The organism is Kouleothrix sp. (assembly GCF_046328425.1).
GTDB lineage: Bacteria > Chloroflexota > Chloroflexia > Chloroflexales > Roseiflexaceae > Kouleothrix.
The window spans coordinates 149,488-165,893 of sequence record NZ_JAXLWP010000008.1; the positions used below are offsets into that span (position 1 = coordinate 149,488).

12 protein-coding genes are annotated in these 16,406 nt (G+C 66.0%); 6 read left to right on the forward strand and 6 right to left on the reverse strand.

From position 1 onward, the window contains the following. The first annotated feature begins 1 nt into the window (after window position 1). Both U0177_RS09220 and U0177_RS09225 read left to right on the forward strand, forming a co-directional pair. Window positions 2-3,619, forward strand: coding sequence for a HEAT repeat domain-containing protein (locus tag U0177_RS09220; protein ID WP_409570319.1), 3,618 nt, complete (start codon window positions 2-4; stop codon window positions 3,617-3,619). 21 nt (window positions 3,620-3,640) lie between these two features. Then, a complete protein-coding gene (locus U0177_RS09225) occupies window positions 3,641-5,023 on the forward strand; it encodes a DUF6986 family protein (protein ID WP_409570320.1) in 1,383 nt (460 codons plus the stop codon). Here the strand turns inward: U0177_RS09225 and U0177_RS09230 are convergent. After that, window positions 4,962-5,540, reverse strand: a complete 579-nt coding sequence (locus U0177_RS09230) for a DUF4126 domain-containing protein (protein WP_409570321.1) — start codon at window positions 5,538-5,540, stop codon at window positions 4,962-4,964. The genes U0177_RS09225 and U0177_RS09230 overlap by 62 nt on opposite strands. A gap of 288 nt (window positions 5,541-5,828) precedes the next feature. Between U0177_RS09230 and U0177_RS09235 the strand changes: the two genes are divergently transcribed. Next, window positions 5,829-6,167 carry a cupin domain-containing protein gene (locus tag U0177_RS09235; RefSeq protein ID WP_409570322.1) on the forward strand — a complete coding sequence of 113 codons (339 nt, stop codon included), beginning with the start codon at window positions 5,829-5,831 and terminating at the stop codon, window positions 6,165-6,167. A 44-nt stretch (window positions 6,168-6,211) separates the two neighbouring features. Here U0177_RS09235 and nudC read toward each other — a convergent pair whose 3' ends face one another. From nudC to U0177_RS09260, 5 genes are all read right to left on the reverse strand, one after another. After that, the gene (nudC, locus tag U0177_RS09240; RefSeq protein WP_409570323.1) at window positions 6,212-7,027 is read right to left on the reverse strand and encodes an NAD(+) diphosphatase; all 816 of its coding nucleotides are present in this window, start codon (window positions 7,025-7,027) and stop codon (window positions 6,212-6,214) included. 134 nt (window positions 7,028-7,161) lie between these two features. Next, window positions 7,162-8,835 (reverse strand): methylmalonyl-CoA mutase, encoded by a 1,674-nt coding sequence (locus U0177_RS09245; RefSeq protein ID WP_409570410.1) that lies wholly within the window; start codon window positions 8,833-8,835, stop codon window positions 7,162-7,164. Window positions 8,836-8,942: 107 nt separating this feature from the next. Beyond that, the gene (locus U0177_RS09250) at window positions 8,943-9,572 is read right to left on the reverse strand and encodes a hypothetical protein (protein WP_409570324.1); all 630 of its coding nucleotides are present in this window, start codon (window positions 9,570-9,572) and stop codon (window positions 8,943-8,945) included. A 102-nt stretch (window positions 9,573-9,674) separates the two neighbouring features. Then, the gene (locus U0177_RS09255) at window positions 9,675-10,829 is read right to left on the reverse strand and encodes an acyl-CoA dehydrogenase (RefSeq protein WP_409570325.1); all 1,155 of its coding nucleotides are present in this window, start codon (window positions 10,827-10,829) and stop codon (window positions 9,675-9,677) included. Window positions 10,830-10,949: 120 nt separating this feature from the next. Beyond that, complete coding sequence (locus tag U0177_RS09260) at window positions 10,950-12,590, reverse strand: response regulator (RefSeq protein ID WP_409570326.1); 1,641 nt, start codon at window positions 12,588-12,590, stop codon at window positions 10,950-10,952. A 149-nt stretch (window positions 12,591-12,739) separates the two neighbouring features. On the opposite strand from U0177_RS09260, the gene U0177_RS09265 reads away from it, so the two are divergent. The 3 genes from U0177_RS09265 to U0177_RS09275 all read left to right on the forward strand — a co-directional run bounded on the left by U0177_RS09265 (window position 12,740) and on the right by U0177_RS09275 (window position 16,402). Next, the gene (locus tag U0177_RS09265) at window positions 12,740-13,528 is read left to right on the forward strand and encodes a TatD family hydrolase (RefSeq protein ID WP_409570327.1); all 789 of its coding nucleotides are present in this window, start codon (window positions 12,740-12,742) and stop codon (window positions 13,526-13,528) included. A gap of 87 nt (window positions 13,529-13,615) precedes the next feature. Further along, window positions 13,616-16,054, forward strand: a complete 2,439-nt coding sequence (locus U0177_RS09270) for a transglutaminase domain-containing protein (RefSeq protein ID WP_409570328.1) — start codon at window positions 13,616-13,618, stop codon at window positions 16,052-16,054. An 18-nt stretch (window positions 16,055-16,072) separates the two neighbouring features. Beyond that, window positions 16,073-16,402, forward strand: coding sequence for an ATP-dependent Clp protease adaptor ClpS (locus tag U0177_RS09275; protein WP_409570329.1), 330 nt, complete (start codon window positions 16,073-16,075; stop codon window positions 16,400-16,402). Window positions 16,403-16,406: the final 4 nt, after the last annotated feature.

A 16,406-nucleotide genomic window follows, 5' to 3' on the forward strand; every position in this document is an offset into this window, starting at 1 on the left:
TATGAGCGATACGTCCGACCTTCAAGAGCTTCGGCAAACCCTGAAGCGCCGCCTGGCCGTTCTAAATAACCAAGTCGCCGCTCTCGGTAAGAACTTCACACCCGCCGATAAATTGATCGAGATTGAAGACCTCGAGCAGCAGATCGCTAGGCTCGAACGCCAGATCCAGCAGCAGCCCGCGCCACACTCAATCCAGGAAGCGCTCTACCGCCAGCAGATGGCCAAGCTGTACCGCGAGATCGGCCTTGAGGGCATCCCCGGTGTGGCCGAGCGACGCACGCTCACCGTGCAGGAAATCTTTGTCGAGCTGCAGACCGAGCGCACCAACGACGATGTGAACCGCGAGTTGCTGCGGATCTACCGCCAGGCCGAAAACGCCAGCGACAAAGAGATGATCCGCCTGCAGCGCGTGCGCAACCGCCTCGTGCACGCCGCCGCATCGGCCGCCAAAACCAGCATCGAAGAAACCCTGCATAGCCTCAACCGTGTGGTGATCCTGGGCGACCCCGGCGCCGGCAAAACCACGCTGCTCAAGTACCTCACCGTCACCTGCGCCACCAGCGATCCGGCCGAGGTGCCGCCGGGCCTGCGTGCCGAAGACGAGAGCGTACTCTTGCCGATCTTCGTGTCGCTCGGCGAGTTCGCCACCGAGACGGCCGAGCGCAGGCAAGATTATAACCTGATCGACTACCTCTACACCAATGCCCGCGAGCGCCTGATGCTGGCCATGCCGCCGGGATTCTTCGAGGCCGCGCTCGAAGCCGGGCGCTGCCTGGTGTGCCTCGACGGCCTCGACGAGATCTGGTCGATCACGCAGCGCAAGACCGTCTGCGACGCGGTGAAGGCGCTGGTCAATCGCTTCCCCAAAAGCTACTACGTCGTCACCTCCCGCATTATCGGCTACGAAGATGCGCCGCTCGACAGCCGCGACTTCGTACACCGCACGGTGATGCCGCTCACCAACGACAGTATCCGCCGCTTTGTCGAGCAATGGTATGAGCTGCGCGAGATCAACCCGGTGCGCCGCCAGCGCCAGGTCGCCAAGCTGCTCAAAACCCTCGAGCGCCAGCCGCGCATCCAGACACTGGCGCGCAACCCGCTGCTGCTGACGATCATCACGCTGGTGCACCATATCGAAACCGACCTGCCGCTTGAGCGCGTCAAGCTCTACGATATCTGCGTCACCACGCTGATCGAGAAGTGGGACGAAAGCAAAGGGCTGGTGAGCGACGAGAACCAGGCGCTGTTTCAGCGCTACCGCCGCTGGCTGCTCGAGCGCCTGGCCTACGCGCTGCATATACGCTCCGGCCCCTCCGGTCAGGTACAGACGGTCAAAGAAGGCGACCTCGAGCACCTGCTCATGGGCTTCCTGCGCGAGAAACGCCAGCTCGACCTGGCCGACGATCCGGCCGCCGCGCGCGATGCCGCCCGCGCGTTCATCCGGATTGTGCGTAGCCGCACCGGCCTGCTGATCGAGCGTGGCAACGGCGTGTTCGGCTTTCCACACCTGACATTTCAAGAATACCTGGCGGCCTGCGATATTGAAAATCGCAGCATGTATGGCGGCGAACAGGCGATCTGGGACGAGATCCAGCCGCACATCCGCGAATCGCACTGGCGTGAGATCATTCTGCTGCTGCTCGGTAAGCTGAATAAGTACGAGGATCTGGCCAGCCGCATCATCGAGCGCATCCTCGATTCCGGCGCAAGCGCCAGGTTCGACTCGGTATTCCACTACCAGCTCTACCTGGCTGCGCGCGCGCTTGCCGACCGCGTCGACGTAACGCTGAAGGTGCGCCGGCGCATCATTGGCGCGCTGCTGGCGATCGCCCAGAGCCAGCGCCAGTGGCAGCGTGAAGATGCCTTCGCCGCGCTGGGCGCGCTGCTCGACGATCGCTACGTCGCCGAAAGCCTGCTAGCGATCCTGCGCGACCAGCAACTCGACATCGGCATTCGCGCCGACGCTGCGCGCGCCTTTGGCCAGTCGGGCCTGCGCGGCGAGCTGATCGACGCGCTGCTGGCCTTGGCCAACGATCCCGAAACCGATGCTTGGGTGCGCCGCGCGGTGATCATGGCGCTTGGCCAGGTCGGCCGCGCGCCTGAGCAGATTGGCCCGACCCTGCTCGACCTGGCATACCAGGACGAGCTCGACACCGAGGTGCGCCGCGCCGCGATCATGGTGGCGGCGCAGGTCGGCCACGCCGATGACCGGATCCTGAACCAGCTGCGTACGCTGGCCGCCAACCTGCGCATCGATCCGAGCATCCGCCTCACCACGGCGGTGATGCTGGGCCAGAGCGGCTACGCCAGCAGCGCCATGGAAGTGCTGATCGACATGATCGGCTCCGCCACCATCGACATTGGCCTGCGCAGCGAGGCCGCCCGCGCGCTTGGCCAGATTGGCTCGATCTCGCCGCAGGTGGTTACGACGCTGGTACTGATCGCGCTCAACCGTACGGTTCCCACCGAGATCCGCATCGAGGCCACGCGCGCGCTTGGCCAGATCGGCCGCGGCGACGAAGAGATTACCCGCAAGCTGCTGACGCTGGCCCACCTCAAGCAGGCCAATATCGAGATCCGCTGCGTCGCGGCCATGACGCTCGGCCGCGGCAAACATGCTCAGGTCGCGGTCGATCTGCTGCTGGCACTAGGCGCTAACCAGAACCGCGAGACGCCGCTCTACGGCCTGATCATCCGCGCACTGCGCAAAATCGGCCGCGATACCCTGCTCGAAGACAGCGTGCGTTTCGCCGCCGCCGAGGCGCTGCAGCAGCTCGAGCGCTCCGAGGAGATGATCGATGTGCTGCTTGAGATCGGCCGCAGCCGCACCGACGAGGCCGTGCGCGAGCGCGCCGCCGCTATTCTGATCGAGCAGGCCCAGAGCCGCCAGATCGACGAGAAAGTCAAGGTCAAGGTGCGCCAGGCCGCCGCCGAGGCGCTCTCGCAGCTCGAGCGCAACGACGAGGCCGCTAAGATCTTCTACCAGCTCGCCAACAACCGCAACCTCGACAGCAGCGAGCGCTACGCCGCTGCGACTGAGCTGGCGCATGTCGGCAGCCTTAAAGAGGCAATGGACGTGCTGCTCGAGCTCGCGACCAACCAGCGCGTAAACACCGGCGTGCGCCGCAATAGCCTGTTCCAGCTGCTGCAGCTTGCGCGCAACCCCGCCACCGACGAGGGCATCCGCGATCAGATGGTGGCCGCGCTGCGCCAGCTAGCCGAAAGCGATACGATCGACGCCGAGATTCGCCTGATCGCCGCCGGCGCGATCGCCCGCATTGGCCTCGCGGCAATCTCGGTCGAGGTGCTCTATACCCTGTGGGACAAGGGCGTGTCCCTCAGCGTGCGCCGCGAGGCTACCAGCACGTTGCTGCGGCTCGTGCGCGACCGAGCGGTTACGCCCGAGGTGCGCCAGGCCGCCGCCGATTACCTGTGCACCATGGGACGCGCTGAAAAAACCGTCAAGGTGTTTCTCGAGCTGCTGGCCGATCGCCGCGCCGACGAGAAGCTGCGCCGCCGCGCTGGCCAGTCCCTTGTCGGCCTTGTACGCGACCCGAAGGTCGGTACTGATGTGCGCCGCGAGGCGCTGGCCAAGCTCAAGCTGCTGGTGACAGCCTAGCACTACTGAGAAAGCACGCCAATGACCGAGCCCGCATCGGCCCCCCAGGCGCTGGCCGCGATTGCCGAGCGCCTTGCCACAGCCAACGCGCGCTTCGCCGCGCAGTACCCCGCTAGCGCTCCCGCACGCCAGCCGGTACACAGCGTCTATGGCGGCGCGCACCTGTTCCAAGCCGGTGGCCAGCAGCGCCTGGGCCAGCTGGCGCTCGCCAGCCTCGCCGAGTACGCCCCCGACGCAGCGACGCTGGCCGAGGCGCTCGGGCTACCCGCCGATGCAGCGCTGGCGCACGCGGTGTACGAGCGCGTGCGCGCCAAGCTTGCGCGCGAGCCGGTTGAAGACCAGCGCGCCGACTTCGAGGACGGCTATGGCTACCGCGCCGACGCCGAGGAAGATGCCCACGCCCGCGCCGTGGGCCAGCAGCTGGCCGCGGGCCTGGCCGACGGCACGCTGCCGCCGTTCGTGGGCATTCGCATCAAGGCGCTCAGCGCCGAGGCCGCGCCGCGCGCGATCCGCACGCTCGACCTGGTGCTGGAGTCGCTGGCTGCGCGCAGCGGCGGCGCCGTGCCACCGCGCTTTGTAGTGACGCTGCCGAAAGTCGCGATGCCCGAGCAGGTGGCCTCGCTCGCCCAAATGCTTGCCGCGCTCGAGCGCGCCTATGGCATCGCCCCCGGCGCGCTCGCGATCGACCTGATGATCGAGATGCCGCAGGCGATCGTAAATGAGCGCGGCGAAAACGGCGTGCGCCACCTGGTCGAAGCTGGCGATGGCCGCGTTATGTCGATTGCGTTTGGAACATACGACTACACCGCCAGCTGCGAGATCACCGCGCGCTACCAGGCCCATGATCACCCGGCCGCCGATTTCGCGCGCCACGCTATTCAGGCCGCGCTCGCCGGCACTGGCATCACGATCAGCGATAGCGTCACCACGCTCATGCCGATCGGCCCGCACCGCGCTGCAGCCGGGCAGCCGCTCAGCGCGGCCCAGCGCGACGAGAATCGCACGGTGGTGTGGCATGCGTGGAAAGTACATTATGACAACATCCGGCGCTCGCTGCGCCACGGCTACTATCAAAGCTGGGATCTACACCCGGCGCAGCTGCCGGTGCGCTACGCGGCGGTGTACGCTTTTTTCCTCGAGCAGCGCGAAGAGGCGGCGCGGCGGCTGCGCGCGTTTCTCGATCGCGCCTCGCAGGCATCGCTGGTGGGCAACACCTTCGACGACGCCGCCACCGGCCAGGGGTTACTGAACTTCTTTCTGCGCGGGATCGCGTGCGGCGCCCTGACGGAGGGCGAGACTGAAGCCGCCGGGGTGACACTTGAAGAGCTGCGCAGCCGCTCGTTTATGCAGATCGTCGCCGGGCGGCGCGCCGGGCCGCCAGCCGCCGATACAGCCAGAACATAAGGCCGGCGAACAGCAGCACCAGCAGGAACGCCAGCACCGGCAGGATAATCGCCAGCACCGACAGCACCAGCGCGCTCGCGTCTTCCATGAAGCTGATCACCGGGTTGGCGACGCCGGCAGTGGCGAATGTGGCCAGCGGCCGCGCCGTAGCCCGAGCGCTGTGGGTGGCGCCGGCCACCGCGATACCGCAGATCGCCGCTAGCAGCGGGCTCACGCTACCTGCGGCGCTGTTGGCCGAAAGAAACAGAATCGCCCCGGCGACCGGCGCGATGATCAGCCCGGCGGTGTGCAGCACGTGGTCGACAGCCGGGATTTTGTCGCCAATAAAGTCGAGCAGCGCCAGCACCGCGATCACCAGCAGCACCAGCGGGTTTGTCAGCAGCTTGTACGGCTCGCCCAGCTGGATGAGGTTGGTGTAGCGCGCTAACAGGCCCACCGTCAGCAGCGGCAGGTAGGCGTTCAGCCCGGCGGCGGTGGAAAGGCCAAAGGCCGAAAGCAAGCTCGTGATCGCGTTCATATGGTTCCTGCTGTGCTATAAGTTACACGAGTTACGCGGTGGGGGTTCGGGGCGGCAAAGCCGCCCCAGAGAACTTCTTTTTTTGGCTGGTCGCAACCACGGCGGTGGCCGCGACCAGCCAAAACGAGTGATGTTGGAGGGCTTGCGCCCTCCAAACCTCCCACGCGCGAGAACACCGTGTAACTCGTGTAAGTTACGCGCTCGGTCATGAGATATACGACGCCAACCGCGCCGAAGATGTTGCGGCGCGAGGTTTTCTTCAGCCAGTTTCACACTGAAAGGATCGCCATGACCACCGATCAACCCATCCGCTGGATCGAGATGGTGCCAGGAATCCGCCGCCACACGATCGCTAGCGGCGCCGGCCTGATGCATATGCAGGTGCGGCTCGACGCCGGCGCGGTCATGCCGGTGCACCAGCATCCGCACGAGCAGACGACCTACGTGCTGAGTGGGCGGCTGCGCTTCCGCTTGGGCGAAGAGACGCACGAGCTAGCTGCGGGCGATGTGCTGCTGATCCCCAGCAACACGCCGCATGGCGTCGACGCGCTCGAAGACACACTCGTGCTCGACACATTCAGCCCGCCGCGCGAGGATCTGCTGGCACAAGATCGTACAGCCGGCTAGCTGTTGCTCGTTTCGCACAGCATATGGCGCAGCGTGCCGAGCGGCTAGCTCTGCTGGTGTCGCCAGCGCTCGATCAGCTGCCGCGCAATGCTGAATGGCGGCGGCAGCTCGGGCAGCGCGTCGCGCGTAAAAAACGCCGCGCCAACCAGCTCGTGCGTATCGATCATAATCTCGCCGCCGGCATAGCGCGCCATAAAGCCAACCATCACCTGGTGCGGGAATGGCCAAGGCTGGCTCGCGATGTAGTGAATATCGGCAACCTCGACGCCCACTTCCTCGCGCACCTCGCGGACGACGCATTCCTCGAAGCTCTCGCCCGGCTCGACAAAGCCGGCGACCAGCCCGTAGCGCCGGCCCCAGCCGTCTTTGGTGGTCAGCAGCACGCGGTCGCCGTCGTGGATCAGCACGATCGTAGCCGGGCTCACCGGCGGGTAGCCAGCGTAGCCGCAGGCCGGGCATTTCTTGCCCCACCCGTCGTTGGCCGTCATCGGCGTGGCGCAGCTTGGGCAGAAGCGGCTGATCCGCTGCCAGTGCACCAGCTGCGCCGCGTAGCCGGCCAGGCTGGCGAACTCGGCGTCGGCCATGCCCAGCGCGGCGCGCAGGTTCAGCGCGCGCATGCCTGCGGGTGGGGCGGCGTCGTCCGGCAGCACGCCCGCCAGCACCGGCTGGCCGTCGAGCGCGCCTAGCAGCAATGTGCTGGCGGGCGCTGCGGCCTCGGGGGCCTGCGCGCTGCCCGGCAGCAGCGCCGGCGGCGCGCCCTCGGGCGCCAGCACGTCGTTTCCATGAAACAGCAGCCAGTGGGCTGGCCCTTCGGCCGGCTGAGCGTGCGGGTACAGGCGCTGAAAATGGCGGGGTTTCATCGAGGTCGCTCACATTCATAGGGCAAAGCGCACCACGCGCTCCACCGGCATTCGTGCAGGCCGCATTGTACTGCATAGCGCGCGGCAGGGCCAACGCCAAACGGCGCGGGCCCTGCCGCAGCCAAGCCGCGCAGCTACACCACGACGGTCTCCTGGTACACGCCAAACACTGCGCGTAGCACGTCGCACATCTCGCCGACTGTCGCGTAGGCGCGCACGCAGTCGAGGATCGCCGGCATCATGTTTGCGCCGCCCTCGGCCGCCGCGCGCAGCTCGCCGAGGCGCCGCTGCACCAGCGCATTGTCGCGTGTCTGCCGCAGCTGATTCAGCCGGCGCAGGTGCCGCGCCTCGCCCTCGGCGTCCATCTCGAGCAGCGGGATCTTGAGCGGCTCGGCGACCGCGTACTTGTTGACGCCGACAATTCCGCGCACACCGCCGTCGATCTCCTGCTGGTAGCGATACGCCGCGTCAGCGATCTCCTTCTGGAAATAGCCATTGCGAATGGCCGCCACCACGCCGCCCTGCTCGTCGATCTGGCGGAAGTAGGCCAGGCAATCGCGCTCCATCTGGTCGGTCAGCGCCTCGACAAAATACGAGCCGCCGAGCGGGTCGACGGTATTCGTCACGCCGCTCTCCTCGGCGATGATCTGCTGAGTGCGCAGCGCGATCGTCACTGCCTTTTCGCTCGGCAGCGCGAGCGCCTCGTCGAGCGAGTTGGTGTGCAGGCTCTGAGTGCCGCCCAGCACCGCCGCCAGCGCCTGGATCGCCGTGCGCACCACATTGATCTCGGGCTGCTGGGCCGTCAGCGAGCAGCCGGCCGTCTGCGAATGGAAGCGCAGCCACCACGAGCGCGGGCTCTTCGCGCCAAAGCGCTCGCGCATGGTGCGCGCCCACACCCGCCGCGCCGCGCGGTACTTGGCGATCTCCTCGAAGAAGTCGTTATGCGCGTTGAAGAAGAACGAGATCCGCGGCGCGATTGCGTCTACATCCAGCCCGCGCTCGACCGCCGCCTGGACATAGGCGATCCCATCGGCCAGCGTGAAGGCCAGCTCTTGCGCGGCGGTGCTGCCGGCCTCGCGAATATGGTAGCCCGACACCGACACCGGGTTCCACTGCGGCACGTGCTGTGCGCCAAATTCAAATGTATCGACCACCAGGCGCATCGAGGGCTCGGGAGGAAAGATATACTCATTCTGCGCGATGTACTCTTTCAGAATATCGTTCTGAGTAGTGCCGCGCAGCTGGTTCCAGGCGATGCCGCGCTGCTCGGCCACCACCAGGTACATCGCCCAGATGATCGCAGCCGGCGAGTTGATCGTCATCGAGGTGCTGACCTGATCGAGCGGCAGGCCGTCGAGTAGGATCTCCATGTCGGCCAGCGACGAGATCGCCACGCCGCACTTGCCGAACTCGCCCTCGACCAGCGGGTGGTCGGTGTCGCGGCCATACAGCGTGGGCATATCAAACGCGATCGACAGGCCAGTCTGGCCCTGTTCGAGCAAATACTTAAAGCGCGCGTTGGTTTCTTCGGCGCTGCCGAAGCCCGCGAACATACGCATCGTCCACAGCTTGCCGCGGTAGCCGGTGGGGTGCACGCCGCGCGTGAAGGGGTACTCGCCGGGGTGCGCGATATCGCGCGTATAGCTGGTATCGGCAATGTCGCGCGGGGTATACAGCCGCTCGATCGGCGCGCTCGAGGTGGTAATAAACGCGGCGTCGCGCTCGGGCGCTTTGGCAAGGGTCGGGCGGAGCGTCTGCTGCTCCCAGCGAGCATACGCCTGCTCGATCTGGTCGGGTGACTCGAACATCATTGTTCTCCTCTTGAAAGACGAAAGACGAAGAACGAAAGACGAAAGGCAAGCAGATGCCCACATTCGTCTTTCGTCCTTCGTCCTCGATTTTGGGCCGTTAGACGCTACTCGCCGCCAGTAACTTCGTCGCCGGGGCCGGGCGGCCAGCTGCCAAGCATCAGGCCCATGATCGCGCCGAAGACTGCGCCAAAGATCACGGCCGGAATATAGTTGTGGGTAGTCGAGGCCAGCAGGCCGGTGACGATCATCATGAAGATCGCGCCGCCGATTACCTTGAACAGGCGCGGGATGGGCTTGCGCGCGGGCGCCGCCGGCTTGGCGGCCGGCTTGGGCGCGGCGGCAGCCGGGGCTGCGGGCTTGGCGGCCGGTGCGGCGGCTGCGGGCTTGGGCGCCGCTGCAGCTGGCGCGGCAGCCGCCGCGTCGCCGCCCTTGGCGGCATTGGCGGCGCGGATCGCCGCCAGGCGCGCGGCCTTATCGTCCGACATGCTCGTGCCCGCTGCGGCTGGCGCCGCCGGGGCGGCCGCCGCGTCGCCGCTCTTGGCGGCATTGGCGGCGCGGATCGCCGCCAGGCGCGCGGCCTTATCGTCCGACATGCTCGTGCCCGCTGCAGCTGGTGCCGCAGGAGCCTGAGTCGCGGCCGGCGCCGCCGCTGCAGTACCTTCCGCCTCGGCCTTCGCGCGGTTGGCGGCGCGAATCGCCTCTAGGCGGGCCTTCTTCTCGTCAGCGTCTGCCATGTACGACACCTCGTCAGATTTGCGAATGCGTGAAACGATGATACAACCATGCGGTTACAGGCTGGCATGTACAAGCCTGCGAGCCCACGAACCGACATTGCTTCAATTCCCGACAAAGCCCCCAAGCACATGCCGCCCGATCACTACCCGTAGGATCTCGGATGTGCCCTCGCCAATCGTCAGCAGCCGCTGGTCGCGATACAGCCGCTCGACCGGGTACTCCTGGCTGTAGCCATACCCGCCGAATACCTGGATCGCGTCGCGGCAGGTTTTCTCGGCCGTCTCCGAGGCGAATAGCTTGGCCATAGCGGCCTGCTGGCTAAACGGCCGGCCCTGGTCTTTCAGCCACGCGGCGTGGTATATCATCAGCCGCGCCGACGCGATTCCGGTAGCCATGTCAGCGATCATGTTCGAGATCGACTCGTAGGCGCCGATCGGCTTGCCGAAGGCCATGCGCTCTTTGGCATATGCGCTGGCCGCCTCAAAGGCCGCCTGCGCCAGCCCGACCGCCATTGCGCCAATGCCAATGCGGCCGCCGTCGAGCACTTGCAAGAACTGCGTGAACCCGCGGCCGCGCGGCCCCAGCAGGTTCTCTTTCGGCACGCGCACATCTTCAAGCATAATCGCGGTGCTCACCGAGCCGCGCAGGCCCATCTTGGGCTCGTGCTTGCCAAACGACAGGCCAGGCGTGCCCCCCGGCACAATGATCGCGCTGATGCCGTTCTTGCCCTTGTCCGGGTCGGTGACGGCGGTGAAGATGATATGCCCAGCCAGCGGGGCATTGGTGATCCACATCTTCGCGCCGTTCAGCACCCACTCATTGCCCTCGAGGCGCGCGGTTGTGCGCGTGGCCCCGGCGTCCGAGCCGGCGTGCGGCTCGGTGAGGCCGAACGCCGCGATATACCTGCCCTCGGCGGCGGGCTGCAAAAAGCGCTGCTTCTGCTCCTCGCTGCCGAACATAAAGATCGGCGCGCTGCCCAGCCCCATGTGCGCCGAGTAGGCCAGCGCGGTCGAGCCGCACGCGCGCGCAACCTCTTCCACCGCAATCGCCGCGCTGATGCTGTCGCCGCCGGCGCCGCCATAGGCTTCGGGAAACGGAATGCCCATCAGGCCAAGCTCGCCCATCTTGCGGAACGTCTCGGCTGGGAACTCGCCAGCCTCATCGACGTGGCGCGCGCGCGGGGCGATCTCTTTGGTGGCGAACTCGCGCACCGCCTGGCGGATCAGCAGCTGCTCCTGCGTTAGATCGAAATTCATGGGTGCCTCCGCACTGACTCCATTGTCAGCGTTTGTCGGCGGTAGTATACCATATTTTTCACAATCGCCACGCACGGGCCAGGCATCGTACCCACGCGCAGTGCCGCAGGTAGCCTGGCGCTACGCGCGGGAAGGAAACTGGAGCGATCCCAGCAGGTCGAAGAGCTCTTGGCGGGTGAACGGCTTGCGCAGCACCGGCAGCCGATGTTCCTTGAGAAACGTATCGGTGTCTACGCTGCTGGTATCGCCGGTCATCACAACCACGCGCTCGGCCGAGTGTGGCAGATCGCGGCACAGCAGGCTGTAAAAGGTGCGGCCGTCCATGTCGGGCATGCGAATATCGCAGAGGATCAGGTCGAACTCCTGGTGTTGCAGCTCGTCAAGCGCCTGCGCGGCATTGAAGGCACGTGTCACCTGGTAGCTCTGGCGCGAGAGCAGCCGCGTCACCAAGTCGACAATCGCCGGCTCGTCGTCGAGCACCAGCGCGCGCCGGGCAAGCGGCAAGGCCGGCGCCGCTACAGCGGGCGCGTGAGCAGGCGCCGGCTGGCGGCGCACCGGCAGCACCACCCGGAATGTCGCGCCTTGGTTGGGCGCGCTGCCCACAAGGATGGTGCCATGGTGCTGGCCAACAATCGCATACGCGATCGCCAGCCCCATGCCAATGCCCTGGCCAACCGGCCGGGTGGTGACAAATGGCTCGAACAGCCGATCGAGCACAGGCGGCGCTATGCCTGGGCCATTGTCGGCCACGTCGATCACCACCATCGGGTTCGAGTCGCCCAGGTAGGTGGCGCGCTGGATGGAAGGCAGCACGCCGGGCTTCTCGATCGGCATGCTCGCGGTATAGACATCGACCAGAATCTGGGCGGCCGGCCGATCGCGCAACGCCTGCTCGGCGTTGATCAGCAGGTTGAGCAGCACATGCTGGATCTGCGTCGCGTCGACCCATACCATCGGCACGTCGGCGTCGTAGTTCACCTGCAGCCGGATGTCGCCGGTGTGAAACGAGGTGCGCCGCAAGTCGAGCACGCGCTCGATCAAGTCGCGCGGTTTATGCCAATCCAGCTCGATCTTGTCGTGGCGCGCGAACGTCACCAGGCTCTGCACGACCTTACGGCCGCGCTGGGTGGCGTTGATGATCTGCTGCACGGCGCGGCGATCGTCCTCATTGGCCGGCTCGGGCAGTAGCTCGGCATTGCCAAGAATGATCGCCAGCGGGTTGTTCAGCTCGTGGGCGACCCCGGCGACCAGCTCGCCGAGCGCGGCCATCTTCGAGGTTTGAATCAGCTGGGCCTGCGTCGAGCGCAGCTGATCGTAGGCGAGCTTCAGCTCCTGGTGGCGGCGCTCGAGCTCGCTAAGCGCTTCGGCGCGCGCCAGCTCGGCCTTGCGGATGCGCAGCAGCGCGCGCGCGCGCGCCAGCAGCTCGTCGTTATGGAATGGCTTGGTCAGGTAATCATCGGCGCCAGCGTCGAGGCCGGCGATGCGGTCGGCAAGAGTCGCGCGGGCGGTGAGCATCAGAACCGGCAGGAAGACGCTGGCGGTGCGCGCCTTGATCGCCTGGCACACCCGGTCGCCGGGCATATCCGGCAGCATCCAATCGAGAATCACAAGATCGGGCTGATCGGTTTCCAGCAGCGCCAGCGCCCTACTAGCAGTATTGGCCACGAGCGTCTCGTATTCGGCGTCCTGCAACAGCACCGTGATCAGCTTCGAGATATGGTAGTCGTCCTCAACGACCAGTACGCGCGTCGGAGTTGTCATTGGCTTGGTGCTAACTGGCATCGGCTTAGGCCGATTGTGCGAACACCGACGATTCACGGCATCTGCCAATGTATTGTATCACAGCGGCCAAATAATCTTCATTGTTCTCTCACCTGGGCGGCGCCTGGTTCCGTGGTACAATGTCGCCTATGACTGCGCCTACCGGGTTGATCGACACACATATGCACCTGCACAGCCCGCAGTTCGATGAAGATCGGGCGGCGGTGTTCGAGCGCGCCCTTGGCGCCGGCGTGGCGCGTATGGTCGAGATCGGCTACGACCTTGTGTCGTCGCGCGCGGCGGTGGCGCTCGCCGAGAGCGACGCGCGGATCTTCGCGGCGGTTGGCATCCAGCCGCACTATGCCGCCGAGGCCGACGCGGGCTGGCTGGCCGAGATCGAGCGCCTTGCCGCGCACCCGAAGGTGGTGGCGATCGGCGAGATCGGGCTCGACTACTACCACGACCGCGCGCCGCACGAGCTGCAAGAACAGCTGTTTCGGCGCCAGCTTGCGCTGGCGCGCGCGCGCGAGCTGCCGGTAGTGATCCACAGCCGCGACGCGCAGGCCGACACCGTGCGAATCTTGCAGGACGCCGCGCGCGGTCAGCCCGGCATCATGCACTCATTCTCGGGCGACTGGCCGTACGCCCAGGCCTGCCTTGACGTTGGCTTCTTCCTATCCTTCAGCGGCCCGGTGACGTTCGCCAAGGCCACCGACCTGCACGAGGTGGCGCGCCGTGCGCCGCTCGACCGGATACTCACCGAAACAGACTGCCCCTACCTCGCGCCGCACCCGCTGCGCGGCCGGCGCAACGAGCCTGCGCATGTGCGCTACGTTGCCGAACGGCTCGCCGCGCTGCGCGAGATCCCGCTTGAAAGCCTGGCCGCGGCAGTCTGGCGTAATTCCTGCGAAATATTTAAGCTGCCGCATCCGTCATAACCTATGACGGCGGCGAAATGATTTAGTTACTTCCAGGGGCATGCGGCTGCTAAGCCGGCGCATGCGCCCCGAAAGCGTTTCATAGCGATGGTAGCAACAACACGGGCCGCGCGGCCATATATTCCATGGTATCTGCGCTGGAATCTGCCGGTGGTGGTGCCGGGCGGCATCCTGGCCGCGCTGATGCTCTGGTCGGTCACGCGTAGCATCGCCATATCGAACTGGGCCGAGGGGCTGAATATTCTGACGGTTGTAGCGCTGCCGGCGCTGCTGCTGGGGATCGTCTTCGCTCAGCTGCGCTGGCTACCGGGCTGGCTGGCGCATCTGCTCAGCGCGGCGCTGGGGGTGGCCTGGGCGGTGCAGAACAGCGGCGCCTTGCTGGTGCGCGAAGTTGGCCACGAGCTAGGGCCGGCGCTGGGCGCGCGGCTGCTGACCTGGGGCGACTGGGCCAGCGAGATCATGATTCGCATGATCATCTGGCTGCGCGTGCTCGGCGCCGGTGGGCGTGGCGAAGATATTGTGCTGTTCGTGGTGGCGCTGGCGCTGCTCATGTGGGCGCTCGGCTACGCCACCGGCTGGCTGCTGTTTCGCTCGCACCGCGCCTGGTGGGCGGTAGTGCTGAACGCATTTACGATCTTGGTGAACTACACCTTTGCCTCGCCAAAGCCCAACCAGCTGTTCTTCCTATTTCTCGGCAGCGCGCTGCTGGTGATTGTGCACCAGAACATTGTGCGCCACCAGCAGCGCTGGCAAGCCTCGGCCGTCGAGTACCCCGAGTTCATGCCCTGGCGCTTTCTCGTGGCCGCCACGCTGTTCTGCAGCCTGATCGTGCTGGTGACCAGCCTGCTGCCCGGCACCGTCAGCAACACGCAGGTGGCGCAGGTCTGGCGCACGATCAGCCTGCCGCTGACGGCCGCGCGCGAGGGCTGGGAGAAAGCCTTCAGCACCATTAACGCGCCGCCCGGAAGCGGCGGCGGCAACTTCGCAACTGGCACAGTGCGGGCCGGCGGGCCGCGCGCGCTCGGCGACACCGAGGTCCTGCGCATCCGCTCGCCGAAGTACGAGTACTGGCGTGCAGTGACCAAAGACCGCTACACTGGCCAAGGGTGGGATAGCACCGTCGGCGAGCGCGCGCGCGCCGCACTCGATTACTCGACCGAGATCCAGGCGCGCAGCCCGATCGCGCCGAACACAGCCGTGCCGCAGGCCGACCTGGCCGGCCGCACTCTGATCACCCAGACTGTTGAAATCGTCAACCAGGCGAATACCGACCTGATGATCTTCGGCGGCGAGTTCTCGTCGGCAACCATCCCCGTGCTGATCCAGAACGGCTTTCTGACGGCCAACAGTGGCAACCCGGTGCCGAATTTCGACGAGATCGCCGCGGTGTTTGCCGAAAGCCCATTGCAGCCTACCACCGTCTATACCGTCTCGACGTATATATCGACGGTCGACGAGCAGAGCCTGCGCCAGGCCGGCGACAGCTACCCCGACTGGGTGAAATCACACTACCTCCAGCTGCCAGACACGCTCACCGACCGCACGCGCGCCAAGGCGATCGAGATTGTGCAGCAGGTTGGTGCTGTTGCGCCATACGACCGGGCTAAAGCGATCGAGAGTTACCTGCGTACCCTGAAATACGATGAAACCCGGCCGCGGCCGCCGGAAGATCGCGACTGGGTCGATTACTTCCTCTTCAGCGCCCAGCGCGGCTACTGCGACGATTTTGCTACCGCCATGGTGGTGCTGCTTCGCTCGCTCAACGTTCCGGCGCGCTTAGCGCAGGGCTATGCCGGCGGCGCGCTCGACCCGCAGCAGAATGCTTATATCGTGCGCGAAAGCGTGGGGCACAGCTGGCCCGAGGTGTATTTTCCCGGCTATGGCTGGCAGCGCTTCGAGCCAACGCCGGCCTCGTACGCCAGCGTGCCAGTGCGGCCGGCCCTGCCGCTCGCCGACCCGGCCGACCCGAGTGCCGGGCCAAGCGTGCCGCCGATCAGCCAGAATGACGCTGAAGAGCGGCTACGCCGCCTGCTCGAAGAAGAGCGCCTGAAACAAGGCGGCACGTCGGCCTCGCTTGAAGATCTGCGGCGAGCCCAGGCCGAGCGCCAGGCGCGCGAGCAGCTACGCCAGCTAGTGATCGGCGGTGGGGTGCTGGCCGCGCTGCTTGCCGGTGTCGGGCTATTCTTCCTGTCGCTGCGCCGCGAAGTTCAGGGTCTCTCGCCTGCCAGCGCTGCCTACACCCGGCTGACACGCCTGGCAAACTGGGCTGGACTGCCGTATAATGAGCACCGTACGCCATACGAGTACGGCCGCGAGCTGGAGCGCCAGCTACCCGAGCAGCAGGCCGCAATCACCCGCATCGTCGATGCGTATGTCGGCGAGCGCTACAGCCGCACTAGCGGCGCCACGCCCAGCGACCTGGACCGCGACTGGCTGAGCATTCGCGGGGCGCTGATCAAGCGCTTGTTCGCACAGATCGGCTCCATCGCAAAGCCCAGGCCGCCCGGAGCGCAGCCGCGTAGATGACGGACGTATACAAGCCCTATGACCGTACCAATAGACGTCGCACAGCCAAAAACAACCACTGGAATCGAGCTGGTTCTCGTCAGCGACGAAGAGCTAGAGAGCCCATATCGCGTCATTATCGAGAACGATGATATCACGCCGATGGAGTTCGTGATCCTGGTGCTCTTGACGATCTTCGATCTTTCGATCGAGCGCGCGGAGAGCGTCATGCTTCAGGCGCACCACCAGGGTGAGGCATACGTCGCGACGCTGCCATATGCCGAAGCGCGCGAGCGGGTGTATAACGCCCATAGCGCCGCGCGCTCGGCCGGCTACCCCTTGAGCTTCTACCTCGAGCCCGAGGCGTAGCTAG

What these genes read in the sequence shown, in the direction of transcription:
- U0177_RS09225 (WP_409570320.1), top strand. Translation starts at nt 3,641, where the DNA reads ATGACCGAGCCCGCATCGGCCCCCCAGGCGCTGGCCGCGATTGCCGAG.
- U0177_RS09275 (WP_409570329.1), top strand. Translation starts at nt 16,073, where the DNA reads ATGACCGTACCAATAGACGTCGCACAGCCAAAAACAACCACTGGAATC.
- U0177_RS09255 (WP_409570325.1), bottom strand. Translation starts at nt 10,829, where the DNA reads ATGAATTTCGATCTAACGCAGGAGCAGCTGCTGATCCGCCAGGCGGTG.
- nudC (WP_409570323.1), bottom strand. Translation starts at nt 7,027, where the DNA reads ATGAAACCCCGCCATTTTCAGCGCCTGTACCCGCACGCTCAGCCGGCC.
- U0177_RS09270 (WP_409570328.1), top strand. Translation starts at nt 13,616, where the DNA reads ATGGTAGCAACAACACGGGCCGCGCGGCCATATATTCCATGGTATCTG.
- U0177_RS09235 (WP_409570322.1), top strand. Translation starts at nt 5,829, where the DNA reads ATGACCACCGATCAACCCATCCGCTGGATCGAGATGGTGCCAGGAATC.
- U0177_RS09250 (WP_409570324.1), bottom strand. Translation starts at nt 9,572, where the DNA reads ATGGCAGACGCTGACGAGAAGAAGGCCCGCCTAGAGGCGATTCGCGCC.
- U0177_RS09230 (WP_409570321.1), bottom strand. Translation starts at nt 5,540, where the DNA reads ATGAACGCGATCACGAGCTTGCTTTCGGCCTTTGGCCTTTCCACCGCC.
- U0177_RS09245 (WP_409570410.1), bottom strand. Translation starts at nt 8,835, where the DNA reads ATGTTCGAGTCACCCGACCAGATCGAGCAGGCGTATGCTCGCTGGGAG.
- U0177_RS09220 (WP_409570319.1), top strand. Translation starts at nt 2, where the DNA reads ATGAGCGATACGTCCGACCTTCAAGAGCTTCGGCAAACCCTGAAGCGC.
- U0177_RS09265 (WP_409570327.1), top strand. Translation starts at nt 12,740, where the DNA reads ATGACTGCGCCTACCGGGTTGATCGACACACATATGCACCTGCACAGC.
- U0177_RS09260 (WP_409570326.1), bottom strand. Translation starts at nt 12,590, where the DNA reads ATGACAACTCCGACGCGCGTACTGGTCGTTGAGGACGACTACCATATC.